General features: G+C 49.7%; 18 protein-coding genes. 2 read left to right on the top strand and 16 right to left on the bottom strand.

Annotation, left to right across the window (positions count from 1 at the left end):
- Positions 1–963 precede the first annotated feature (963 nt).
- The 11 genes from AAZR23_RS02525 to purL form a co-directional block, all read right to left on the bottom strand.
- Positions 964–1,233, bottom strand: a complete 270-nt coding sequence (locus AAZR23_RS02525; RefSeq protein WP_166707440.1) for a hypothetical protein — start codon at positions 1,231–1,233, stop codon at positions 964–966.
- A gap of 94 nt (positions 1,234–1,327) precedes the next feature.
- Entirely contained in the window at positions 1,328–1,666 is a 339-nt protein-coding gene (gene glnB / locus AAZR23_RS02520) for a nitrogen regulatory protein P-II (protein ID WP_046892517.1), read from the bottom strand.
- A gap of 12 nt (positions 1,667–1,678) precedes the next feature.
- The gene (locus AAZR23_RS02515) at positions 1,679–3,301 is read right to left on the bottom strand and encodes an NAD+ synthase (RefSeq protein WP_434690359.1); all 1,623 of its coding nucleotides are present in this window, start codon (positions 3,299–3,301) and stop codon (positions 1,679–1,681) included.
- A gap of 107 nt (positions 3,302–3,408) precedes the next feature.
- Positions 3,409–4,749 carry a two-component system response regulator GlrR gene (glrR, locus tag AAZR23_RS02510; protein ID WP_046892519.1) on the bottom strand — a complete coding sequence of 447 codons (1,341 nt, stop codon included), beginning with the start codon at positions 4,747–4,749 and terminating at the stop codon, positions 3,409–3,411.
- 7 nt (positions 4,750–4,756) lie between these two features.
- Entirely contained in the window at positions 4,757–5,638 is an 882-nt protein-coding gene (qseG, locus tag AAZR23_RS02505) for a two-component system QseEF-associated lipoprotein QseG (RefSeq protein ID WP_434690356.1), read from the bottom strand.
- Positions 5,639–5,659: 21 nt separating this feature from the next.
- Positions 5,660–7,099, bottom strand: coding sequence for a sensor histidine kinase (locus tag AAZR23_RS02500; RefSeq protein WP_046892520.1), 1,440 nt, complete (start codon positions 7,097–7,099; stop codon positions 5,660–5,662).
- A 622-nt stretch (positions 7,100–7,721) separates the two neighbouring features.
- The gene (locus AAZR23_RS02495; RefSeq protein WP_434690353.1) at positions 7,722–8,435 is read right to left on the bottom strand and encodes a TonB family protein; all 714 of its coding nucleotides are present in this window, start codon (positions 8,433–8,435) and stop codon (positions 7,722–7,724) included.
- 3 nt (positions 8,436–8,438) lie between these two features.
- A complete protein-coding gene (locus AAZR23_RS02490) occupies positions 8,439–11,237 on the bottom strand; it encodes an insulinase family protein (protein ID WP_434690350.1) in 2,799 nt (932 codons plus the stop codon).
- Positions 11,234–12,904: an ABC transporter ATP-binding protein/permease gene (locus AAZR23_RS02485; RefSeq protein ID WP_434690348.1), complete on the bottom strand. Its 1,671-nt coding sequence runs from the start codon at positions 12,902–12,904 to the stop codon at positions 11,234–11,236. The genes AAZR23_RS02490 and AAZR23_RS02485 overlap by 4 nt, the downstream gene beginning before the upstream one ends.
- 67 nt (positions 12,905–12,971) lie before the next feature.
- Positions 12,972–15,323 (bottom strand): TonB-dependent receptor plug domain-containing protein, encoded by a 2,352-nt coding sequence (locus AAZR23_RS02480; protein ID WP_434690345.1) that lies wholly within the window; start codon positions 15,321–15,323, stop codon positions 12,972–12,974.
- Positions 15,324–15,697: 374 nt separating this feature from the next.
- A complete protein-coding gene (gene purL / locus AAZR23_RS02475) occupies positions 15,698–19,588 on the bottom strand; it encodes a phosphoribosylformylglycinamidine synthase (protein WP_434692372.1) in 3,891 nt (1,296 codons plus the stop codon).
- Positions 19,589–19,846: 258 nt separating this feature from the next.
- Between purL and mltF the strand changes: the two genes are divergently transcribed.
- The gene (mltF, locus tag AAZR23_RS02470) at positions 19,847–21,286 is read left to right on the top strand and encodes a membrane-bound lytic murein transglycosylase MltF (RefSeq protein WP_434690342.1); all 1,440 of its coding nucleotides are present in this window, start codon (positions 19,847–19,849) and stop codon (positions 21,284–21,286) included.
- On the opposite strand, the gene tadA is transcribed toward mltF, so the two are convergent.
- From tadA to AAZR23_RS02455, 3 genes are all read right to left on the bottom strand, one after another.
- Positions 21,287–21,814 (bottom strand): tRNA adenosine(34) deaminase TadA, encoded by a 528-nt coding sequence (gene tadA / locus AAZR23_RS02465; RefSeq protein ID WP_107678457.1) that lies wholly within the window; start codon positions 21,812–21,814, stop codon positions 21,287–21,289.
- A 65-nt stretch (positions 21,815–21,879) separates the two neighbouring features.
- Positions 21,880–22,518, bottom strand: a complete 639-nt coding sequence (leuE, locus tag AAZR23_RS02460) for a leucine efflux protein LeuE (RefSeq protein ID WP_107678368.1) — start codon at positions 22,516–22,518, stop codon at positions 21,880–21,882.
- A gap of 98 nt (positions 22,519–22,616) precedes the next feature.
- Positions 22,617–24,095, bottom strand: coding sequence for an MFS transporter (locus tag AAZR23_RS02455; protein ID WP_434690338.1), 1,479 nt, complete (start codon positions 24,093–24,095; stop codon positions 22,617–22,619).
- A gap of 144 nt (positions 24,096–24,239) precedes the next feature.
- Between AAZR23_RS02455 and AAZR23_RS02450 the strand changes: the two genes are divergently transcribed.
- Positions 24,240–24,833, top strand: a complete 594-nt coding sequence (locus tag AAZR23_RS02450; RefSeq protein ID WP_052927302.1) for a TetR/AcrR family transcriptional regulator — start codon at positions 24,240–24,242, stop codon at positions 24,831–24,833.
- 70 nt (positions 24,834–24,903) lie between these two features.
- Here AAZR23_RS02450 and map read toward each other — a convergent pair whose 3' ends face one another.
- Positions 24,904–25,680, bottom strand: coding sequence for a type I methionyl aminopeptidase (map, locus tag AAZR23_RS02445; protein ID WP_046892528.1), 777 nt, complete (start codon positions 25,678–25,680; stop codon positions 24,904–24,906).
- Positions 25,673–25,879 (bottom strand): ParD-like family protein, encoded by a 207-nt coding sequence (locus AAZR23_RS02440; RefSeq protein ID WP_004241949.1) that lies wholly within the window; start codon positions 25,877–25,879, stop codon positions 25,673–25,675. Before AAZR23_RS02440 ends, map begins: the two co-directional genes overlap by 8 nt.
- Between the last annotated feature and the right edge of the window lie 81 nt (positions 25,880–25,960).

Here is a 25,960-nt window from a genome sequence, read left to right as displayed (position 1 = left end):
AATACCAGAGGAGGAGCAGGTTAAATATTCGTTAATGTCCTGAAATTATATTTCACCCAAACAAAGGCGGTGTACTGTACTTCAGCACACCAGGCTTCTTATTGAGGGTCATTGATAGTAGTTCATCAGAAATAGCCATTCATGATTTTTTTAATATTGTATTGTTAATATTATGTTGTTAATATTATGTAATGTGTAATTGCGACTGATATTGCTGTAATTCCGGGAACAAGTGTTAAACAGCCCCTGATTTATGCCTCTGAGAAAAATAAACCCGTCAATGCAGGCATGTTTGTCGCGGGTACTTTCATTTTATGTTGTGCAGTTACCCCTGAGCACACAGATAATAAGATTGTTGCAATTACGATACCCGTGCTTTTATAAAAAGTCATCACCTTACCCGTTTTGTAATAATAAATCAGATATTTCGAAGACGTCACCGCCATTCGCTGACAATAACTATAGCCATATAAATCAATCAATTAAGTTTGTATTGAAATTAAATATTTAAATTAAAAGTATGCGGATAGCAGAGAAATTAAGACATTATTCAGGCAGGCAGGGTTGAATAAATAACTGCAATTTGACAGGTGATATCTTTGATGAGGAAAAGTTGATTAACAATAGTGTGACATTACACTATTTATTAACTTTCCGGCTGTATTTTCACAGCATAAATATTTTACCGGACTCTATATACCCTTCCTGAGAAAAAACAAATATCTTTCAAAGAACATTCGTTACTTTTCGGAATATTATTGTTTGTTTATGAGTTTTATTCTGCACAAAACTTTATAACCGCGACAGAACAACAATAGCAACACGCCGGATATTCAGCATATGTGTTTAAAATACATCACATACGAGTGACAGTAACATAACCGCCGAATTTATATCTACCCCATCCTTTCGCCCGGTTCACTGTTACTCTTTTTTTTGGTTCTTTTTTTAGTTCTTATTTTTTCAGTTTTTATACCGCGCCCGGTTCACACACTTTTTTACTGCCTGTGAAAAATACATCACTTTGGCCGACTGAATGCATGTTTCCAGCTCTTCGCTTTCCTCTTTATTTAAATTCATTCCGGAAACCTGCGCAAACAGCGCCGGTAATTCATGCTGACCGGGATCTTTCAGTGCAAACTGCACAATAATCACCCCGGCCATCACCAGCATAATAACCACCGCACATACCGCAACGATCCATTGTATTACCCGTACATGTATTGTCCGCACTGCTTTCTCCTTTTGCTGACAGATAAAAAAATCCGGCGGTGTCAGAAATAACAGCCGCCGGATGAATATGATTGACCGATATGATCAGCAGAACTCAGATAGCATCTTCATCCTGTTCACCGGTACGTATCCGCACCACCTGTGCCACATCGAACACAAAGATTTTACCGTCACCGATTTTACCGGTCTGCGCCGTCTGCATAATGGTTTCCACACAGGTATCGAGAATGTCATCGGCGACAACAATTTCGATTTTTACCTTCGGCAGGAAATCCACCATATATTCCGCACCTCGATACAGTTCGGTATGCCCTTTCTGGCGGCCGAACCCTTTCACTTCTGTCACGGTCATCCCGGTGATCCCGACTTCAGCCAGTGCTTCGCGGACATCATCGAGTTTAAACGGCTTAATAATTGCCTCAATCTTTTTCATTGTCAGATCCTGTTACCAATTTTTGCGGCCAAACCCGGATGTAATCGGGTAACGGCGATCTTTGCCAAAGTTCCGGGCGGTAATGCGCGGCCCCACCGGTGACTGGCGGCGTTTGTATTCATTGATATCCACCAGCCGGATAACCTTGCGGACTACCGCCTCATCAAACCCGGCAGCAATCAGCTCATCTGCGGACATATCTTTTTCAACATACCCGGCCAGCAATGCATCCAGGATGTCATACGGCGGCAGGCTGTCCTGATCCAGCTGACCCGGTGCCAGCTCCGCAGACGGCGGACGGGTGATAACCCGCTCCGGAATTGCCGGTGACAGCGTATTGCGGTATCTCGCCAGCTCAAACACCATGGTTTTCGGCACATCTTTCAGGACGTTAAAGCCCCCGGCCATATCCCCGTACAGTGTGGAGTAACCGACAGCACATTCACTTTTATTACTGGTGGTCAGCACAATGCGGCGGCGCTTATTAGACATTGCCATCAGGATCACAGCACGGCAGCGGGCCTGTAAATTCTCTTCGGTCGTATCGGCCTGTGTTCCGGCGAATTTCGGCGCCAGTTCGTGCATAAAGGCGTCAAACATCGGCTCAATCGACACCACATCAAATTCCACCCCCAGCAGCTCTGCCTGCTCACGGGCATCGTGGATGCTGATATCGGAGGTGTAGCGGAACGGCATCATCACCGCCTGCACTTTATCTCTGCCCAGTGCATCGGCGGCAATCGCAACGGTCAGGCCGGAGTCTATCCCGCCGGACAAGCCCAGCAATGCCCCCTGAAAACCATTTTTGCGGACATAATCCCGTGTCGCCAGCACCAGCCCCTGATAAACCTGCGCAAGGACAGATAACGACGGTGCCGGATCCGCCATCGGTGTGATGGTCAGATCGGTAAAGTGGCATTGCGCGATTTGCTCTGAAAATGCAGCAAGACGATGCGTTACGCTGCCATCAGCTGCGAAAACAGCAGAATCACCATCAAAAATCAGTTCATCCTGGCCGCCGACCTGATTGAGATACACCAGCGGCAGCCCGGTACGGCGGCAATGTGCCTGTATCAGCACATCCCGGGTATCAATTTTATCAGTGGAATACGGCGATGCATTCAGCGTAAGGATGACTTCAGCCCCGGCGGCCTTCAGCGCATCAACAGGGCCGTCAGTCCAGATATCCTCACAAATGAGTAACCCGAGACGGTAACCACGGAAATCGATCACACAGCTTTCAGTACCCGCTGTAAACCAGCGTTTTTCATCAAACACACCGTAGTTCGGCAGTTCCTGTTTGAAATAACGGGCGCGGAGTTCCCCTTTCTCAAACAAAGAGAGAGCATTATAAATGCGGCCGTTTTCCTGCCACGGGTGCCCCGCCAGCACAGCGCAGTCACCGCTGGCCTGTTGTATCCGGGTAAGGCTCTGTGCTATCCGCTGATGAAAATCGGGACGAAAAACCAGGTCTTCCGGCGAATATCCGGACAATGCCAGTTCGGAAAACATGACCAGGTCAGCTCCGGCTGCCTGTTGTTCCGCCATGGTTTTCAGAATACGTTCACCATTGCCTTCGATATCTCCGACCAGAAAATTCAGCTGGGCCAGGGCGATATTAAGTGTACGACGCATAAAATCCTGCTCTCCCGGGATGAGTCTCACCGTATGTAAAAATTAATAATAAAACAGCTAATAATGAAGATGATAGCAAAATGTGCCGGCCAGAGCCGATTCTTTGCTTATTCTTTAAAGTCGGCCGCATCCAGCTCATGACGGGACAGCAATTTATAAAATTCTGTCCGGTTACGCCCCGCCAGCCGTGCGGCATTGGTCACGTTACCTTTGGTCATCTGGAGAAGTTTGCGTAAGTAATTGAGCTCAAACTGATTACGGGCTTCCGCAAAAGTCGGCAATGCGGTATTTTCGCCTTCCAGAGCCTGTGTCACCAGCGCCTCACTGATCACCGGCACGGTGGACAGCGCCACACATTGCTCGATAACGTTAAGTAACTGACGGACGTTACCCGGCCAGCTTGCGCCCATCAGACATTTCATGGCATCCGGAGAGAAACTGCGGACAAACGGCTTATGTTTTTTTGCCGCTTCACGCAGAATATGATTGGCCAGCAGCGGGATATCTTCTGCCCGCTCATGGAGTGTCGGAATTTTCAGGTTAACCACATTGAGGCGGTAATAAAGATCTTCACGAAATTCGTGTTTTTCCATCGCCTTGGGTAAATCGCGGTGTGTCGCGGAAATCACGCGGACATCAATATCAATGTCGCGGTTGCTGCCGAGCGGGCGCACTTTACGCTCCTGCAAAACACGCAGCAGTTTGACCTGCAACGGCATCGGCATATCCCCGATTTCATCGAGAAACAGCGTACCGCTTTCCGCCGCCTGGAACAGCCCTTCCCGGCTGCTGACGGCACCGGTAAAGGCACCTTTGGCATGGCCGAACAATTCAGATTCCAGTAACTGCTCCGGCAATGCGCCGCAGTTAATGGCAATAAACGGTTTTTTCGCTCTCGGGCTGGCTTTGTGGATGGCCTGTGCCAGTACCTCTTTCCCGGTACCACTCTGGCCGTTGATCAGAACACTGACATCGGACTGCGCCACCATGCGCGCCTGTTCCAGCAGACGCAGCATCAGCGGGCTGCGGGTAACAATACTCTCACACCAGGATTCATCACTGACCGTGGTGGTGGAAAGCGCCAGTGCATCATCGATAGCTTTATATAAGGCATCGCGATCCACCGGTTTGGTCAGAAAGCTGAAAACGCCCTCACGGGTGGCCGCCACCGCATCGGGGATAGAACCGTGGGCAGTGAGAATAATCACCGGCATCCCGGAATGGGTTTTCTGGATCTCGGCAAACAGCGCCATACCGTCCATTTCATCCATCCGCAAATCACTGATGACCAGATCAATCTTTTCTTTGCTGAGAACCTTCAGCGCTTCAGGGCCGCTTTCTGCCGTTGATACCCGGAAACCTTCACTGCTCAGGCGCATTCCCAGCAGTTTCAGTAAACCCGGATCGTCATCAACCAATAATAAGTTTGCGCTGCGGCGTGCTGTCATGCCGGGGTTACTCCTTTTTATCCTGTGCCGGTTGTTTTCCGGCGGTTTTCGGTTCTGCCGGTTTAACACTATCGACTGGTTTAACGCTATCGACTGGTTTAACACTATCGGCTGGTTTAACACCATCGGCCGGTTTAGCTCCATCGGCCGGTTTAATATCATCAGCCGGTTTTGCCTGCTCCGGTTTGACTTCCTCCGGTTTCTGCTCTGCCGTACCTGCCGCTTCCTCTAAGGCTTCACGACGCTCTTCAAGGGTGTTTTCCAGTTCCGCCTCTGCTTTGGTCGGCTGTTTGCGGCCGGCCAGCTGGCGCTCAATGTTGCTCAGGTTATCGAGCTTGCGGGTGGTATTTTGTAATTCAAACTGCAGACGGGCGTTTACCGCGCGCAACTGATCAATTTTACCATCAGTATCACTCTGCAAACGGCGGTAGCGCTGGCGTTCATCACTCAGGGCTATCGCCTGTTTCAGCTGGTCACGCCACAGGGTCATCAGCGGGCGCAGTGACACCGGGAACCCGGCACTGTAGGTATTCAGGGTATCGAGCACCCTGCGTTTATCATTCGCTGACGAGCCGGTATTATTCAGTAAAATACTCTGGCGGAATGCGGTATCCCAGCTGTCGGGTGTTATTTTCCCCGCCATAATGCGGGCCGTGTCACTGCTGAGCAGATCAGCGCAGTCGATCATCCGCAACCAGTAAAGGCCGTTTTCTGTTGCCGCTGCGGAGTTGAGTTCCCAGATAGCGTGGCAATCCGCAATCCGGTAATCCGTCGTCCGCTCCTGCGGCAGAACAACAGAAGCCAGTGCAGAGAGATCCGGCGGTGTTGCGGTTTTTACGCAGCCGGCCAGCAACAGCGGGACGGCGGCAATCAGGGACTTAAATGTCATTTTCAAGTTAATGCTGACCTGTTATTCCAGTAAGGTGTGGAACGGAAGCTGAACACGGAAGCACACATCCGCACCTTCAGAACCGACTAATATCAGTTCGCCGCCCATCCGGTTAATACAATCCCGGGCGATACTCAGTCCCAGCCCGCTGCCTTTGACAGCACCTTTGCGCTGAAGCGATCCCTGGTAGAACGGTTCGAAGATCATTTCCTGTTCTTCCTCCGGGATCGGCGTACCGGTATTGGCGACATCAATCTGTATATGCTGACCGGCTTTCCGGCTGGTTATCCGGATCTTACCCGATTCAGCGCCATAGTGTACCGCATTTGAATAGAGATTATCGAGTACACGTGTTAATAAGACAGGCTCTGCCCAGACACTTGTCTCATCCAGCCCGACTTCCGTAGTGATTTCTTTGCTTCTCGCCGGTAAGCTGTGTGCATTAACGACCCCATGCACTACCGTATCCAGGTTAACCCATTTGGCTTCTGTCGGGCTGTCCACCAGAGTGCGGTTATACTCCAGCAACTGTTCAATCAGAACCTGTAAATGACGGCTGCTTTCACTCAGGATAGAGACAACATCTTTCTGGTCAGTTGTCAGCGGCCCCGCCACTTCATCAGCCAGCAGTTCAGTACCTTCACGCATACTGGCCAGCGGTGTTTTCAGTTCATGAGAAATATGACGCAGAAATTCATGGCGCTGGGATTCCAGCCAGTCAAGACGTTCACTCAGCCAGACAATCCGCAGTGCCAGTGAACGCAGCTCTCTCGGGCCGTTAAAATGATCAAGGCGCTGTATCAGATTACGGCCTTCTCCCAGCCGGTTAACCATCCGCTCGATAACTTTCACCGGCCCGATAATCATCCGGGTAAACAGAATGATAAGCCCGGTACTCAGGACAAACACCAGCAGGCTCTGCCAGCCGAACGATTGCCCTTTGCGGGCGATGGCATTCTGAAGTTCTTCACCGCGCCGGAAATTGGCCTCGCGGATAGCCTGCACCAGGTCAGCATTACTGCGGGCAAAGGCTTCGAGATGGGTCATCATAGCCGCTACCGGCTCACCGTTTTCACATTGCAGGACGGACAACTGCCCGAGACTGGCGGCGATGTCATCAGTATAGCGCGGATCAGGCGTGGATTGTTTCTGGCGGGTGAGATAGTTCTCATAGCTGAGATACTGTTTATGCCAGACATTTTTCAGGGTTTCATTTCCCAGCACACAGTACTGGCGGTAGCTGCGCTCCATTTCCAGCGCCAGGCTCGACATTTCCTCACTGCGCCGCGCATCCTGTACTGTTGAAATACTGATTTGCGCCGCCTGATTACTCAGCTCATCAAAACTCTGATACGCCTGCCAGGCCAGTCCCAGCAACGGCAGCAGAACCAGACAGAATGCCACCACAACCAGCTGACGCAGCGAACGCGGAAATAATCGCCATTTTTTCAAGATTATCATCTCTTAACCTGTTGTCATGTCCATGATGCTAACCGGTTCCGGGATAAGAGAAAAGGATCAGCGTGCATCAGTGAGAAAAAGAGAACAGAAAGAATGCAGGGAAGGTATAAAATGATGACGGGACGACAGTTTCCTGCCGTCCCGCCAGTGAGATTAAGGTGGTGCCTCACTCAACGTGTCGCCCTGTGTCTGATAAAGCTTGCGCAATTATCGGTATTAACGGACGGTAGGCACCTTACTCTGGCATCATTCCCGGGCTTATGTGGCATGTTTCCGCCATATTGCGGGCCGACATAAAAAATTGAATGAGCAACTGCAGAAGATATTGCAACCGCCGTGCCAACTTTCAAAATTAAAAATTAACATGATGTTATTTAAAGAAAAATATTTAATATTATCCTTCTGTTATTTTACGGATACTGCCACAACTGAATTATTTCCCGGTTTTCCCGTTGTTTTGTGAAAAAACGTCTCCGATTTGCGACAGTCTTTTTTGCTCTTTTTTACCTCTTTAAATATCAATGCATTAGATGTCTCCTTTTGGAGACATTAAAAATGATGAATGTCGTTATTTTATGACACAGATGATTTTTTATACCGGACATGCAAACAAACACGCAGTTTACTTAATAAAATCCACCGTCAGGACAATGCTTTTGTCTAACCCCGGCGGAGGGATCCCCACCGGCTGATATTGACTGACCGCACCGAGGGCAATTTTATCCAGTATCCGGTTACCCGAACTTCTGATCACCACGGGGTCAGAAAGCGCGCCGGTTCCGGAAATACTGACATTAATATCAACGGCTGCGCTGACCTTTCTGATTCTGGCTGGATAATAAATATACCGCAGGATCTCTCTGCGCATTTTTTCCCGGTATAACCACAGGTCGTCGTCACTCTGCTGTCCGGCAACGGTATCGGCTGTTGTCAGGTTATGATTTCCGGCCGACAGAGATGACTGTAAACCGGTATCCGGAACCTCTGCCGGTTTATGCACATCTTTATCATGCCGCGGTGCAGTAACCGGCTTTTTAATTTTCTGCCGCGGTTTATTCTCACGTTTTTTTCTGTTTTTTTCCGCCTGCCATTCTGATTTTTTATCCGCTGCCGGGCTTATCACCGGCAACGGACTTTCCGCGCTCTGTTCCGGGATATCCGGAGAGTGTTCCTCCGCCTTTTCCGGCGCAGGCAGCAATAACATGGCATTGCGGTTATCCGCACGGATATTGCCGTTCTCCGCATAATCAGCCCGGCTGATACAGAATAAAAAAATAAGCAGTCCGCCGTGAAGACACAGAGAAAAGAATAAACCGGCCAGTTTGCAGCGATTCATTGATTACTCCGCAGGCAGTAATACCGCATGGAATTTTCCGGCATGACGTAAAAAGTCCTGTAAAACCATTTCAGTTTCTTCCGGAGATGCCTTTTCATTTGCCCGCAGTGAAGCACCGATTAATAACGGGCCGCCGGTCAGCATATAACTGCGTTCAATATCTTCCAGTATGCCGGTCACCGAATGACGGGTTCGCTCAAGGATATCGCGGCTCTGAACGATTTTATTTCTGAATACCTGCCGCTCAATCCCGTTGTGCTCAAATTCCGTCAGTACGCGTTCACTCAGGGCAATCAGTTCATCCACCCGTTCCGGTGCACAGGTGAACATGATCCGCCCCTCATCCTGTATTTCAGACGGGTTATGCCAGAACCATGCGGTGACACTGTAGACACCCGATGCTTCCTCACGTAATTTTTCCCGCAGTTTTTCCTGAATCAGCTCGCCGCCGATCTCCAGATAATAGGCATTATCCGGCCGCCAGCCATTTCTTCGGACAAGATAGATCTCCACTTCCGCCCGCGGCTCCTGCAATCCCCTGACAATTAATGGTGTTTCCGGTGTTCCGGCTTCAATCGCAACGGGTTTTCTGCCATCCTTTTTTACACCAACAGATGCCAGATATTTTCCTGCAATTTTTTCCGCATCGCGGGGCTGAATATCACCGGTAATAAAATACGTAAAATCGGTTTTATTACTGATATAGCGTTCATACAACTTCGTCAGTTTTTCCGCACTCAGTGCGTCAAGATCCTGCTGTGTGGCATCATATATGGTATGTTTTCCCGGATAACGCAGTGATGATATTTTCTGCATAAAGAGATGCTGACTGTCTTTATTATTCTCCGCCAGCTGTTTATCCGTTTCTGATTTATATTTACGCCATACTTTTTCCGTTACCCGGCTTTCATTTAATTTCAGATGAAAAAGTGTCAGAATTTTTTCAAGATTATCCGTCTCTGCCCAGCCGGAAAACCCCTGCTGATGTTCATCGAGTAATGTTGACATCACCACCGGACTTTTATTAAAAACAGCCTGTAATGCGGATAGCGGATAACGGCCAAAACCGGTTTCATCCGTCAGGCTGACGGCAATCCGCAGCGCATGATAATCGTCATCCGGTACTGATCGTAATCCGCCGGGTGTCAGCGCTTTAAAGAACACTTTCCCCGGATTATCATTATTGTACTGATAGATTAACCGGCTGCCGTTACTCAGCTGATATTCCCTGATATTATATTCTTCAACCGTTCTGATAAATTTCACACTGCCGGCCGTGACATTAATATCCGGTAGTTCCGTTATTTGTTCTGCGGCCGGGTCCCATTTTTTCTGTGGTAACCGGTGGCTTTCAATCCAGCTTTTTTCCAGTGCTGCCGCATCCATGGCCTGCGGCTGTATTTTCTCCGGATACGTGATCATCACCAGCCGGGATTTCACGGCTGTCATAGTATTAAATGCGCTGTTCACATCCGCTAAGGTGATATTTTTCAGATAATAGCGATTGAGAAGAAATTTATCATTCTGCCCTGCAAGCAGCTGATGGCTGGCTGCCGCCGTCATCATATCCGCCGCAAGATCGATACTGTAAATGGTTTTATCTTTCTGTTTTTCATTAAGCCGGGTTAACCGCTCAAGCTCTTCATCCAGCTCAGCCTGTGTAAACCCCTGCTGCTCAACAGCGGCAAGAAAATTAAAAATACTCAGCGTGGCTTCATCATATTTTTCATCTGATAATTGCAGGGAAAATACAGATTGTATGGTTTCCCGTCCGGTCGCTGAAGAGTAATAATTTGCGGTACTGATAAACTCATCATTCTCTTTTTCCAGATGCTGTAACCGGATATTTATCAGCCGGGTCATAATCTGATTAACCAGGTCATCCTTATAACGGGCCAGTGAATAATCCTCCTGATAAGGACTGAAAAAACTGATTTCCACCGCCGGTGTCCGGATTTCATCTTCATGAACAAAAGCCGCACGCCAGTGTTCCGGCAACGGTACAGAATAATCAATCATCTCAGGCGGATCTTTTCTGACCGGAAGCGTTGTTAATTTTGTTTTCAGCAGAGACAGGATGTGTTGTTTATTAATATCCCCGGCGACTACCAGAGACATATTATCCGGTCTGTACCAGCGATAATAAAAATCAGCCACCCGTTTACGGCTGACATGCTGTATTGTTTCCGCATCCCCGATAGGGTCACGTAATGCATAGCGCGACCCCGCCATCTCTATGGCGCTCTTTTTATCCCCCAGCCGCAGCATGGCCCCCAGTCTGGCGCGCCACTCTTCCAGAACAACGCCTCTTTCTGCATCCAGGTCCGCCTGATTTATGGTTACCCGCCCTGCCCAGTCAGCAACAATATCCAGTGCAAGGTTAATTTTTGCCGGGTCATTGTCCGGCAGATTTAATGTGTAGACCGTATTTTCAAAATCGGTGAATGCATTAATATCAATACCGAATTTTAATCCTGCTTTTTCCAGGTCACGGATCAGCTTATTACCGGGGAAATGCGTTGTTCCGTTAAATGCCATATGTTCGACAATATGTGCAACGCCTCTCTGGTCATCATCCTCATTCATTGACCCGGCATTAACAACCAGCCGGATATACACTTTTTTCTCCGGTGTGCTGTTTTCCGCCAGAAAATAACGGAATCCGTTATTCAGCGTACCGGTTTCTATTGCCGGGTCATACCGGAGAGTTTTCATTTTCAGCAGGTCATTAACCTGTGTCTGCTGACCGGAACAGGCAGCCAGAATAAATAACATACCGGTTATCAGTAGTATTTTTTTCATAAAATCAACCCGGGCTTATCATTGCTCACGTCTTCCCTGTGAGATATTTCGATAATATGACTGTGAGCCAGTTTTTCCCTGAGTAACCGGCTCAGTGTTTTATAATTTTCCTCATCGAGTGCAGATAAGGCCTCATCAAGAAACAGCCAGGCCGGTTTTTGTATCAGACACCGCGCCAGCATTATTTTCTGGAGTTCTCCGCCGGATAATGTGTGCTGCCAGTTTTTCCCGGTATCCAGTTCAGGAATAAAATGACTGAGTCCCACATCCGTTAATGCACCGGCCAGCAATACATCGTCATATTCCCCGTGAATATGGGGATATATTAAAATTTCCCGCAGTGTGGCTTCCGGTAAATACGGTTTCTGGGGAATAAACATGCAGTTATTATCCGGAGGCATGGATAATGAACCTTTATAATGCGGCCATAATCCGGCGAGTGTGCGCAGGAATGTACTTTTTCCGCATCCCGACGGACCTGTTATTGCGCTGCTGTCCGGAAAGGCGCCGGACATATTTTCCTGAACCGGACGGTTATCCGGTAAAAATACCGATAACTCAGACCATTCGGGAGAATCAGACTGACGGATTGTGCCGGTGCCGGTAATAGAATCGAGCTGTGAGCTGAATGTCACCAGACGCCCGGTGACTGCCCGCCAGTTTGCCACTGACTCATAAGAATCGACAAACCAGCTGAATGCTTCCTGTACCCGGTAAAATCCGGTTGCGGTCTGCATCATATCGCCGAGTTGCAGACTGCCGCTCATCAGTCGCGGCGATGCCACCAGATACGGGAAAATACGGGCAACCTCATTATATCCGCTGTTAAAGGCCTGATATTTCATTTTCATTCCGGTCAGATATTGCCAGTTCTGCCATATTTTTCCGAATAACCGTTTTGATGAGGATAATTCCGCCTTTTCACCGCGCAGAAAACTGATCGATTCCGCATATTCCTTTACCCGCATCAGATGAAAACGAAAATCGGCTTCGCATTTTTCCTGCTGAAATGTCAGCGGGATCAGTTTTCTGGTAATTTTATGGGTTAGCCATGTACCGATAACGGAATACAGTATTGCCACCCACACCATATATCCCGGTATTACCCATGTCATTCCGCCCAGTTCAAATGTCAGCGTTCCGGAAAGATTCCATAAAATAACGGTAAAAGACACCAGGCTGGTGACAGTCCGCAGTAATCCCAGTCCCAGCTGCAATGTCTGGTCGCAAAATTCTTTTATATCCTGAGCAATACGCTGATCCGGATTATCACTTTCTTTATATAAAAGCTGATGCCGGTAAATGCGCTTATGGCTCAGCCACTGTGTAAGAAACCGCTCTGTCAGCCAGCCCCGCCAGCGGATACGTAATGTCCTGCGCAAATACTCTTCAATAAGATCGACAGAAGAATAAACCGCCATGATCAGAACAAACTGGCTCAGCATCGGCCAGAAATTATCCCAGTCCTTATTCTGCATCAGATTAAAAAAATCACGGTTCCAGTCGCTGTATTTCACCGCAATTTCAACAACAATATAATTAAGTGCAATAACAGAAATAATCAGCGGCCAGGCTATTTTCCATTCCCGGCTTTTCCAGTACGGACAGGCCAGGCTCCAGACCTGTTTGATAAATTTATTTTTATTTAATTCGGATTTGCTATTCATACAATAATTTGCCATGGGCCTGCCGGCAGAAAACAGAATTTTCCGCCGGCAGTTGCTTATGTCTCAATTAAAATTCATAACCGACTTCAAGCCAGAATTCACGTCCCGGAGTATAAATTCCGTATTCATTTGAACTGTAGCCTTTATTTTCCATTTTCCTGACCTGGTTCAGCACATTGAGTACTTCGGCACGGAAATAGAGCTGATGTGAACCATAAATAGCCGGCTGCCAGCTCAGGCTGGTATCCCATTGAGTATGTGTTCCGAAGTTCTGCGTTTTATAAACAGTAATATCATCCGTACTGTTGGTTTCTGCATAAGAATGGACCGGTGCTTTAATATAAAATTTATTCGACCAGGTAATATTATTATCCGGGATCTTCATATCAACACCCAGACGGACCATCCACTCCTCTTCATTATTATTGACTTCTTTTTCCATCTGAGCACGGGACATCAGACGGCCATCAAGAATAACCGCCTCATCCGGATCTAATGTTTTCTCAAGATCGGCTCTGCCGGTATTCAGCCAGTCAGCACCTAATGTGGTATTCCACTCTGTCGCACCAAGAGTCCACGGTGTTTTATTAGTTATTTGCAGCGTATAAATCTGAGCATTGAAATCATCGCCGTTGGTGAATGAATCAACTTTCTTATCATCCTGAGTACTGCGCTTAACCACAATCCGCTGCTTATACTTTCTGTATGTATAATCCGCGGAAATACGCCAGTTATTCCAGTCCTGATTAACACCGAAGTTCAATTCATCTGAATGCGGCGTACTTAAATGTGACAGTGAACGGTAATCCCGGGTACGATCCTGATTCAGTTCCAGTATTTTCCCGGATAACTTCATCGTGGCAAATGAACGTCCGTAATAACGGTTAAGTCCGAACTTAAACCGGGTATCCGGTAATGCCTGCCAGTAAGCCGTAAAACGGGGAGCGATATTTGTGTTACTTAAATAATTATCCCGTTCCAGACGTAAACCGGGACGGAATGTGAAATCACCGGTTTTAATCGTGTCCTGAGCATAAAGCGCATAATTCTGGTGAGAGGTATTTACGGTTCCTTTTGACGCGGTCAGTTCACTTAAAAGAACATCCCGGCCGGTGCTGTCAATAAATGATACCGTTGAGTGAACATCTTCATCCCGCTTAAACGCATATGCCGTATGACGGTAATCGGCCCCGGTATTGAAAACGTGCTCTGTATTTCCGAAGAATACGGGATCAGTATTATAATCCAGAATTAAATTGATATTTTCCTGCGTCAGCTGACTGTTACCATATCCGCCTTCCTCAAAATCAAGACCGGTATCCAGGTCAGTCACCACACTGGCTTCGGTACTGTTGGAACGGCGTTTATCGGAAAACTTGTCATACGCTGCTGTTGATGTCAGTTTACCGCCCGGCACAGACTGAATATACCGGATCGTCGTACCGTAAGCCTGATGGGTATCATTGACGTTATTATCAATATTATTGGCGTAAAATTTACCCTCTTTATAATCTGACATACGGAACCCGGCTTCCAGCGTCCGGTCGGTATCCGGTGTCCAGTTAAAATTGACCAGCATATTATCGGAACGGCGGGTGTGATTACGGTTATCCGTCTCTCCTTTCGAATTCAGCATCCGGGTCTGGCGGATATCAGAATCACGGCGGCTGAAGCCGAATACCATACCGGTATTCTCCGTTAATCCGTATTCCGCCGTCAGATTAAAGAATTCTTTTTTATAAACGGGCTGAAATTCTGCATTCATTCCGTTGGGGACTTTTTTATCCAGCGCTTCTTTTACCGCCTCATCCGCTTTTAATGATGCCCAGGAAGACCGGGTGGTACGGTAACTGACTGATGCGTGATTTTCTCCGCTGTACTGCCGGGTTTCCGCCACAACTGCCCCGCCGGTAAATCCGCCCAGGTTTGCCGGAACGTTATTACTGTAAACCGTTATTCCCGAAAGCAGTTTCGCATCAAAGAAATAAGCCTGCTCTGAACTCTTATTCGGATTGACGCCCATGGTGCCATCAAATAAGGAGGATGCCGGGTCGATATCGTTATTAATATTCACCCCGTCTATCATATACGCCGTCTGTTCTGAAGGCGCACCGTTAATGGAAACAGAGAGCGGTTTAATCTCACCATTGGTAAATCCTGTTTCTGATTTACTCTCCACACGGGCACCGGGGACGGCTTTCAAATAATCACTTAGGTTACTATTAGACGATGGTGAATCCTTTATTTCCTGCTCTGTTATCGTTTGAGACGATAAAGGATCATCTGTCTCTGCGTGCGCATCCGATTTAACCGCAACCTTAATATGGTTATCGGGGTTATATTGAGCTGCATGTGTATAAAAACTACAAAATGAACTGCCTGTAATAGCTGCAATAAGTAATTTATCTGTATTTTTCATTGGGTTAACTTTATTTGAAAGCAAATGATAGTTATTCGCATTATCATTATTGTTTGCGAATGCTAACATGGTGAAACTACGTATTCAACGAAAAAAATGATAATGAAACTATGTTTCATCACATTACTGATAAAATCATTATTGAATATAATTGGATGGCAATATCGATACAGTGAAATTTAAAACTGGCTAAAATGCTATTTTTAAATAAATTATCTTATTATTTATGTTTGTATTCAGGCGGGAACTAATAAATAACGATTATCAATGCTGTTTCGCAACTGACAGAAGCAGAGAGGATTTATTATTGCAGTAATATTATTGTGGTAAATAAAAAAAGCGGGTAAAACTGAAAAGTTATACCCGCCTGTTTATCAGCCTAATTGTTTACGGGCATTACGGAAGATCCGCAGCCACGGACCGTCCTCGCCCCAGTTTTCCGGATGCCATGAGTTACTGACAGTCCGGAAGACCCGCTCAGGATGCGGCATCATAATGGTGGCACGTCCGTCATCGGTGGTCACCGCCGTGATACCGGCCGGTGAGCCGTTCGGGTTAGCCGGATAGCGTTCAGTGACCTGACCGTAGTTATCCACATATTGCAGTGCCACCAGGCCGCGCTGCATCAGTGCATGCTGATGCGCCTCATCACGGAATTCTGCCAGCCCTTCGCCGTGAGAAACCGCAATCGGCATCCGTGAACCGGCCATACCGCTCAGCAGCAGTGACGGGCTTTCTGCCACTTCGACCAGACTGAAACGTGCTTCAAAACGCTCAGAGCGGTTACGGGTAAAACGCGGCCATAAACCGGCTCCCGGAATCAGGTCACGCAGATTTGACATCATCTGACAGCCGTTACATACCCCGAGAGATAAGGTATCCGGACGCGCAAAGAACTGCGCGAATTCATCCCGCACCTGCGGATTAAACAGAATCGATTTCGCCCAGCCCTCACCGGCCCCCAGCACATCACCGTACGAGAAGCCGCCGCAGGCGACCAGCGCCTGAAAACGGTTCAGCGGAAGATGGCCGTTCAGCAGGTCACTCATATGCACATCGATAGCATCAAAACCGGCACGATGGAACGCAGCCGCCATTTCCACATGGGAGTTAACGCCCTGCTCACGCAGTACCGCAACCCGCGGGCGCACACCTTTTGCAATATAAGGGGCAGCGATATCCTCATTCTGATCAAACGTCAGTACCACGTTGAGACCCGGGTCTGCCGGATCCTGTTTCGCTTCATGCTCTTCATCGGCACAGGCCGGGTTATCACGCTGACGCTGCATCTGCCAGGTGGTTTCCGCCCACATAATACGCAGTTCACGGCAGGATTGGTGATAGACTTCTGTATTGTGGCTGCGGACAATGAAATCATCCCCCGGCACGGCTTCACCGAGAACATGCAGCATGTCAGCCAGCCCGGCATCGGTAAAGGCCTGAACAACCGCATTCAGATCGGCTTCACGCACCTGGAGCACCGCACCCGGCTCTTCGGTAAACAGCGCGCCGAGAATATCTTCATCAAACGCACTGATATCCGCATTCACGCCACAGTGTCCGGCAAACGCCATCTCCGCCAGGGTGACAAACAGACCGCCGTCCGAGCGGTCATGATACGCCAGCAGTTTTTCATCCCGCACCAGCGTCTGCATGGTGTCAAAGAATGCACGCAGCGCCTGAGGATTGCGGAGATCTGCCCCTTTCTGCCCCAGCTGACGATACACCTGAGCCAGCGCAGTCGCACCGAGAGTATTACGGCCCTCGCCAAGATCCACCAGCAGCAGACGGTTCGGCACATCCGCACGCAGTTGCGGAGTCACCGTCCGGCGCACATCATCCACGCGGGCAAATGCCGTGATCACCAGCGACAGCGGCGAGGTCATTTCGCGCTCTTCACCCTGCTCATTCCAGCGGGTTTTCATCGACATTGAATCTTTACCAACAGGGATAGTCAGGCCGAGCGCAGGACATAACTCCTCACCCACGGCTTTCACGGCCGCATATAACCCGGCATCTTCCCCCGGATGTCCGGCTGCCGCCATCCAGTTAGCAGACAATTTAATGCGTTTGATATCCCCGATCTGCACACCGGCGATATTCAGCAGCGCTTCCGCCACGGCCATCCGCGCAGACGCGGCAAAATCCAGTAAGGCAACAGGTGCACGCTCACCGATTGACATCGCCTCGCCGTAGTAGCTGTCGAGGCTGGCGGTCGTCACTGCACAGTCCGCCACCGGGATCTGCCACGGGCCGACCATCTGATCCCGGGAAACCATACCGGTCACCGTACGATCACCGATGGTGATCAGGAAGGTTTTTTCCGCAACCGCCGGTAAGTGCATCACACGTTTTACCGCTTCATGCAGATTGATATCACGGCGATCAATCGGTGTGCCTTCTGCGGTCAGTGTCGTAACATCTCGGCGCATTTTCGGGGTTTTTCCCAGCAGGATATCCAGCGGCATATCAATCGGCTGATTATCAAAATGGCTGTCATTCAGAATCAGATCACGTTTTTCTGTCGCCTCGCCAATTACCGCATACGGTGCGCGTTCACGCTGACACAGTGCCTCAAACAGCGGCAGCTGCTCCGGCGACACCGCCAGCACATAACGTTCCTGGGATTCATTACACCAGATTTCCAGCGGGCTCATGCCCGGCTCATCGCTGAGGATATCGCGCAGCTCAAAACGCCCGCCGCGGCCACCGTCACTGACCAGTTCCGGCATGGCGTTGGACAGACCGCCCGCGCCCACATCGTGGATAAACAAAATCGGGTTGTTATCACCCAGTTGCCAGCAGGCGTCGATCACTTCCTGACAACGGCGTTCCATTTCCGGGTTATCGCGCTGCACGGACGCAAAATCCAGATCCGCATCTGACTGACCGGATGTCATAGAGGATGCAGCACCGCCGCCCAGGCCGATATTCATCGACGGGCCGCCTAATACAATCAGTTTCGCGCCCGGCGGGATCTCCCCTTTCTGCACGTGGTCAGCACGGATGTTGCCGATACCGCCCGCCAGCATAATCGGTTTATGGTAGCCGCGCAGTTCTTCGCCGTTGTGGCTGCTGACTTTCTCTTCATACGTACGGAAATACCCGAGCAGTGCCGGACGGCCGAATTCGTTATTAAATGCCGCGCCGCCGAGCGGGCCTTCGGTCATGATGTCATACGCGCTGACAATACGGTCCGGTCTGCCGAAATCCTGCTCCCACGGCTGGGTAAAGCCCGGAATGCGCAGGTTGGAAACCGAAAATCCGGTCAACCCCGCTTTCGGTTTGGCGCCGCGCCCGGTCGCGCCTTCATCACGGATTTCACCGCCGGAGCCGGTTGCCGCCCCCGGCCACGGGGAAATAGCGGTCGGGTGGTTATGGGTTTCCACTTTCATCAGGATATGTGTTTCTTCCTGATGATACTGATAGCTGCGATCATCCCCTTCCGGGAAGAAGCGCCCGACGGACGAGCCTTCCATCACTGCCGCGTTATCTTTATAAGCGGACAGCACATGATCCGGGGTCTTTTCAAAGGTGTTTTTAATCATTTTGAACAGGGATTTCGGCTGTTCTTCGCCGTCAATCACCCAATCCGCATTAAAAATCTTGTGGCGGCAGTGTTCAGAGTTTGCCTGAGCAAACATATAGAGTTCCGCATCAGACGGGTTGCGGCCAAGCCCGGTGAATGCATCCGCCAGATAATCAATTTCATCTTCCGCCAGCGCCAGTCCCAGCGAAATATTGGCTTTTTCCAGCGCCGCACGCCCCTGTCCGGACAGATCAATCACGGTCAGCGGTGCCGGTTCATGACGGGCAAACAGCGCCTGAGCCTGCGACAGCTCACTGAAAACAGTTTCTGTCATACGGTCATGCAGCAGTGTACTCAATTGCTGATGTTCATTCTCAGTCAGCCCTGTGGTAGTAATATAGTAGGCAATTCCCCGCTCCAGCCGGGTAACGGCTGACAGACCGCAGTTGTGCGCAATATCGGTGGCTTTTGACGACCAGGGCGATAATGTCCCCGGACGCGGTGTGACAAGAAACAGAACCCCTTCCGGTGCATGTTCCGCCAGTGACGGGCCGTAACGGAGCAACTGCTGTAATTTGGTGTGCTCATCGTCGGTCAGAGGTGCGGAAAGATCAGCAAAATGCACATATTCCGCATAGATGTTGGTCACCGGCAGGTGGTGTTCAGTGAACGCGCTGATAAATTTTGATACGCGAAACGCAGATAACACAGGTGAGCCACGCAAAATTTCCATAATTGTCAGTTCTCTCTTTTTAACACGCAGAGCCATCGGCCCGGAGGGGAAACGGGCACATTATAGAGCAATACTGACGCCGACGAAACCGTTTGCGTGACGTTTTTTCCGGGAGGGAATTTTTCCGGATTTCAGCCCGGAAAAGCGGAATAAAGTTGCACCGTGACAAAATGTTGAGCAAAATGTCCGATTACTGGAAATATAACCATGGTAATTTATGCCTCTGAATGAACTCTTTTGTGTAACCGGTGAGATGCGCCTTTGGTACATAAAAAGCTAAATTATGTCGTTATCGTCGTCGTCGCGCTGTTCGCTGCGGCGCTGATCGCCATCAATATCAGCTGGCCGTCCCAGCAGCCGCAGCTCAACCGTATTCTTGCGCGGGGAGAACTGCGTGTCAGCGCGATCACTTCGCCGCTTATCAGCTTTAATAAGCAGGGACAGGCCAACGGTTTTGATTACGAGCTGGCGCAGCGTTTCGCCGACTACCTCGGTGTGAAACTGGTGGTGCAGGAGCGCGACAGCGTTAATGACCTGTTCAGCGATCTTGCCAGTAACGATGCCGATCTGCTCGCTGCCGGGCTTATCTACAATGAAGATCGCCTGGAAACCGCGCTGACCGGCCCGGCGTACTACACTGTCGCGCAGCAGCTTATCTACCGCATGGGTAACAAACGTCCGCGGGATTTGGGTGATCTCGGCTCACCGGTCTGGGTCACCGCCGGCAGTTCACATGCCCGCCTGCTCCGCCAGCTCAAAGCGGAAAAATACCCGGCTCTGGAGATCCGCGAGGTTGCAGATAAAAACAGCAATCATCTTCTTCAGCGCCTGGCAAAAGGCGAGATTGACTATGTCATCAGTGATTCTGTCAGCGTGGCACAAGAGCAGCATATTCACCCGAATGTTACTGTCGCCTTTGAAATTACGGAAAACCAGCCGCTGACGTGGTATCTGAAGCGCAGTGAAGACAGCAGCCTGCACGCCGCCCTGCTCGATTTCTTTAACCAGACACGGGAAACCGACACCCTGGCACGTCTGGAAGAAAAATATTTCAGCCACATGAATCAGTTTAACTATGTGGATACCAAAACCTTTATCAATGCCATCAATACCCAGCTGGCCACTTACCGTCCGTTATTTGAAAAATACGCGGGGAAAATGGACTGGCAGGTACTGGCAGCGATTGCCTGGCAGGAATCACACTGGAACCCGACCGCCACCTCGCCGACCGGTGTGCGCGGTATCATGATGCTGACACGGCCGACGGCGGATTTCTTCGGTATTGAAGATCGGCTCGACCCCGAGCAGAGCATCAAAGGCGGCGGAACTTACATTAATTATCTGATGGATAAACTGCCGGATTCCATCCCGGAAGATGAAAAAATCTGGTTTGCGCTGGCGGCTTATAATATGGGTTACGGCCATATGCTGGATGTCCGTAAACTGACCGAAATGCAGGGGGCGGACCCGGACAGCTGGCTGGATGTGAAATCCCGTCTGCCGCTGCTGAGCAAAAAAGCCTATTACCAGTCACTGCCGTACGGCTATGCGCGCGGCTATGAAGCTTACCGCTATGTGGAGGGAGTACGCCGTTATCAGCTCAGTTTACAGGGCTATCTCGATTTACATCAGGAAGAGCTGCGCTTACAGCAGCCGGAAGAAGAAACGGCAGAGGTTCTGACCTCTGCCGCACCAGACTGATCACTCACCCTCTGTCTGCTGACTGTCCGCATTCTGTTTTTTCAGGGCTTTTTTCTCCGCCCGGCGGCGGCGGAAAAATTCACTGAGCATCACCGAACACTCCTCTGCCAGTACGCCCCCTGTGACTTCCATATAGTGATTCAGCCGCGGTAAGGTCAGTAAATCAATAAATGACCCTGCTGCGCCGGTTTTGGGCTCTGCCGCGCCGTAAACCAGACGTTTTATCCGGCTGTGGATCAGCGCACCGGCACACATCATGCACGGCTCGAGGGTGACATACAGAGTGGCATCCGTCAGGCGGTAATTTTCCAGCACCTCTCCCGCCCCGCGCAGCGTGATAATTTCGGCATGAGCTGTCGGATCATGACTGAGGATCGGCTGATTGAAACCGCCGGCAATACGCTGGTTATCTTTTACCAGTACCGCCCCGACCGGGATTTCCCCGGCCAGCGCAGCCTCTTCCGCCAGCGCCAGCGCCTGTCTCATCCAGAATTCATCATTATTATAAGGTGTTGTACTATCAGTCACGTTAATACCTGCTTGTGTAAAATCAGGCACAGTATAACGTCACTTTTACCGGGCAGGCAGTTTCTTTACGCAGTAAACAGTGCCAGTTTCGCGGCAAATCCCATAAAAAACAGTCCGATGGTGCTGTTACCCACTTTCGCCGCCTGCTTTTTATGGCGGAAAAACTGCGATAATTTAGTACCGCTGTAAATTAAGAAGGAGAGATACAGAAAGCTGACCGTTTCCAGTATCAGTGCCAGCACGCCGTAACTCACCGCAGGATGAGCATAATTAAAATCAATAAACTGGATAAAGAAAGAGACATAAAACAGGATCGCTTTCGGGTTTGTCAGGCTCAGAATCAGCGCTTTATTAAACGCATTTTCCGCTTTCAGCGGTTTATCCTCATGATGCCCCTGTTTTTGCATAAACGTGGCATAGAGAATTTTCAGTCCCAGATACAATAAATACGCCGCGCCGAGATAACGTACAGCGGTAAATAATGCCGGAGAGGCTTTAATAACCGATGCCACCCCCAGAAATGACAGGATAATCAGTACCGCATCGCCGGTGAATACCCCCAGTGCGGCCTGGTAACCTTTTTTATACCCGAATGTCGCACTGGATTTCAGGACATACAGCGAGTTCGGCCCCGGCACAAGAATAATAAAGATAACGCCGATAATATAAGTACCGATATTCAGTATGCCCAGATTTTCAAACATAACGCCTCCGTGGTGTGTGCAAGTTTACTGCTGTCTTTTATTATTTTGTGTTCAGGTTAATTAAACACAAAATAAGCACCACGAACAGACCTTCTCTGTTATGAGGTTATTTTCCCTTTTTCCTGCGGCATTTTGCGGTGGCGGGGGTAAAATATCAGGATAAACACCCATACTGCCGATAATGCTGCGCCCGCCATGGCCAGATTAAATCCGCCCGCAAACGCCTCATAAACCGTATGCTGCACGGCTGACGTCAGTTCCCCGGACTGTGCGCCGGTGATCATCTGCTCTGCATCCGGTAACCTGCGGTGCTGCGCAATAGTGACCGCCCGCTGAATCATCAGTGTTCCGAGCAGCGCCACTCCCAGTGTCATACCAGTCTGGCGCATCATATTCAGTGTCGCCGAGGCCACACCGGAACGGGCCGGGTCAGCCGCGTGCATAATCAGTGCGCCGGTGGCGGGAATAGATAACCCCATACCGGTGCCGAGCATAAACAACATCAGCCCCGTCAGCAGATACGGTGTATCAGGTGTCAGCAGTGTCATCAATCCGCACGCTGCCGCTGTCAGCAGCAGACCGGTGCCGAGGATCAGACGGATACTCAGCCTGCGGGCGATCCGTCCGAATGAAAATGCAAACAGCGCCATGGCGATAAACTCCGGCGACATCCGCCAGCCCGCCTCCAGTGCATTCCAGCCCTGTGCTTTCTGCAAAAACAGTGCGATAAAAAACACATTGGTGTAAGCCGCAAAACCAATCACAAACGAGGCCAGATTGTAGTGCAGATACTCGCGGCGTCTGAAATCCGCCAGCGGCAGAAGCGGTTTTGCCACCCGGTTTTCGGTGTACAGAAACAACAGAAGAAAAATAATCCCGCCGGTGACAGTGAACAGCGTCAGCGGATGCAGCCAGCCATGAGTACCCGCTTCCGTCAGTCCGTACGTCACGCAACCCAGCGCCGCAATGCTCAGCAGTTGCCCGGCAGGATCAAACGCTGCTTTTTCCGGGTCCGCACTTTCACTGATGCCGTACTGCCCGAGCAGAAACGTGATAATACCGATCGGAATATTGATAAGAAATATCCCCTGCCAGCCGGTAGTATGCACCAGCACACCGCCGAGGATCGGCCCGGTAATCAGCGACAACGCACTGACGGACGACCAGATACCAATCACACGGATACGCTGCTGGTTATCCGCAAAGGTATGCGTAATCAGCGACAATGCGCCGGGGATCAGCAACGCCGCCGCAATCCCCTGCACAACCCGTCCCGCCAGCAGCAGCGGCAATGTCCCTGCCATTGCACAGAGCAGTGAGCCCAGAGTAAAAATCAGCACGCCTGCCAGCCACATTTTTTTACGTCCGTAACGGTCGCTCAGCGGCCCGGCTGACAGAATAAGTGCAGATAAACACAGAGCATAAGCATCTATCAGCCATTGCAGTGACACCATCGGTGCCTGTAAATCATGCTGAATGGCCGGGAGTGCCACATTCACAATACTGATATCCAGCGTTGCCATAAAGGTACCCAGGCAAATCGCGGTGGTAACGGCAAAATAACGAAGTCGGTTCATGATGTTCTCCTTTCTCACAGGCAGAATACACATCGACCGACCAACGGTCAATCGAAATGAGAACACATTTCATTTGCGTGTTTTTTTCGCCTTAACAACCGGGAAATGGCATAATCAGGTTTTTCCGTTATAAAAGGCGCATTTATGACTCAGTCAGCAGAACACAAGCCCCGTTTTAAACCTGCCGATGTCCGGATCAATGAACTGATGGATGCCGCCGAATCGCTGTTTCTCGAAAAGGGATTTGATGCCACCACCGTCAGTGACATTGTGGCGCGGGCCGGTGTCGCGAAAGGAACCTATTACCACTATTTTGCCGCCAAACCGGATATTTACGAGGCCTTGCGCCACCGTTATATGGACTGGTTTCTGTCGCAGACGCAGCAGGCGATGGATGCCTGTGCTGCGGGTGATGCGGATGCCAAACTGGCGGCCTGGTGTGATCGCTCTGTCACCGCTTATACTGAGAAACAGGAACTGCATGATGTCCTGTTTCATCAGGGGTTTCACCAGCAGGGAAATGATCACGAAAATGCGGTTCTTAATCAGTTGCTGGCTCTGATCGCTGAAGGTGAGCAACACAGTCACTGGCGTGCAGCACATCCGGATATCACCGCGATGATTATTTATCACGGCATGCATGCCGCCGTGGATACCCTGCCGCAATCCGATCTCTACACCGTACAGACACTGGGCGGCGTACTGTATGAACAGTTTCTCCGCTTTGTCAAAGCCTGACCGGCTCTGATAAAAAAAGAGCCCGGTCGCAGCCGGGCTTTTTACACTCTGTTGTTTATACTGATAAAAATCAGCGCAATGTTTCATCCGCACGCAGCGTTAATACTTCATAACCCGTTGCGGTGACCAGAATAGTATGTTCGGACTGCGCGGATAATTTTTTATCCCGAGTGACCACAGTCCAGCCATCTTTTTTGGTTTTGATTTTAGCTCCGCCCTGATTAATCATCGGCTCGATGGTGAAGGTCATCCCCTCTTTCAGTTCCGTTCCTTTACCGCGCACACCATAGTGCAGCACCTGCGGGGATTCATGCATCTCACGGCCGATACCGTGACCGCAATACTCGCGTACCACACTGTAGCCGCGTGACTCCGCATAATGCTGAATGGCAGAACCGATATCACCCAGCGTCGCACCCGGTTTCACCTGCTGAATACCTTCCCACATCGCTTCATAGGTCGCTTTCACCAGTTTGCGTGCCAGCGGTGAAGCTTCCGGCATCACATACATCTTGCTGGAATCCGCAATAAAGCCGTTCTTTTCCAGCGTGATATCCACATTAATGATATCTTTGTCTTTTACGATCTCATCCGCTTTCGGGACACCGTGGCACACCACTTCGTTCAGCGAGGTATTCAGCACATACTCAAACCCGTACTGTCCTTTACTGGCAGGACGTGACTGAAGGGTATTCACAATATAATCTTCAACTTTGTCATTAATCGCCAGCGTGGAAACACCCGGCTTAATGAAATCATCCAGCATGGCAAAAACGCTTGCCAGCAGACGGCCTGATTCCCGCATCAGCTCAATTTCTTCAGGTGTTTTTATAACGATACTACTCATGCTGTTCTCCTTTCCGGCTGACAGATTCTTTTTCCAGCATTTCGCTGACAAGCATTGTGAAGGTTTTATCCGGATTCATTTCAGCCTGCATTCCGATTTTGATCCAGAATTCTGCCTGTGCGTTGATAGAGCGGGACATTACTGTACTCGCCCGGCGCAGATATTCATGCAGTTCATCGGAGATTTTAACAATACCCACGTGAAATCCTTAACTGATAAACCATATATAAAACAGATATGGTTCGTATAATAGACCTCACGCAAACGGGAATCAATCGCA

It is taken from the genome of Morganella sp. Je.2.23 (assembly GCF_051129855.1).
Lineage (GTDB): Bacteria > Pseudomonadota > Gammaproteobacteria > Enterobacterales > Enterobacteriaceae > Morganella > Morganella sibonii.
Note: the sequence above shows the minus strand (reverse complement) of the source record. Positions and strands in the feature narration are given on the sequence as shown.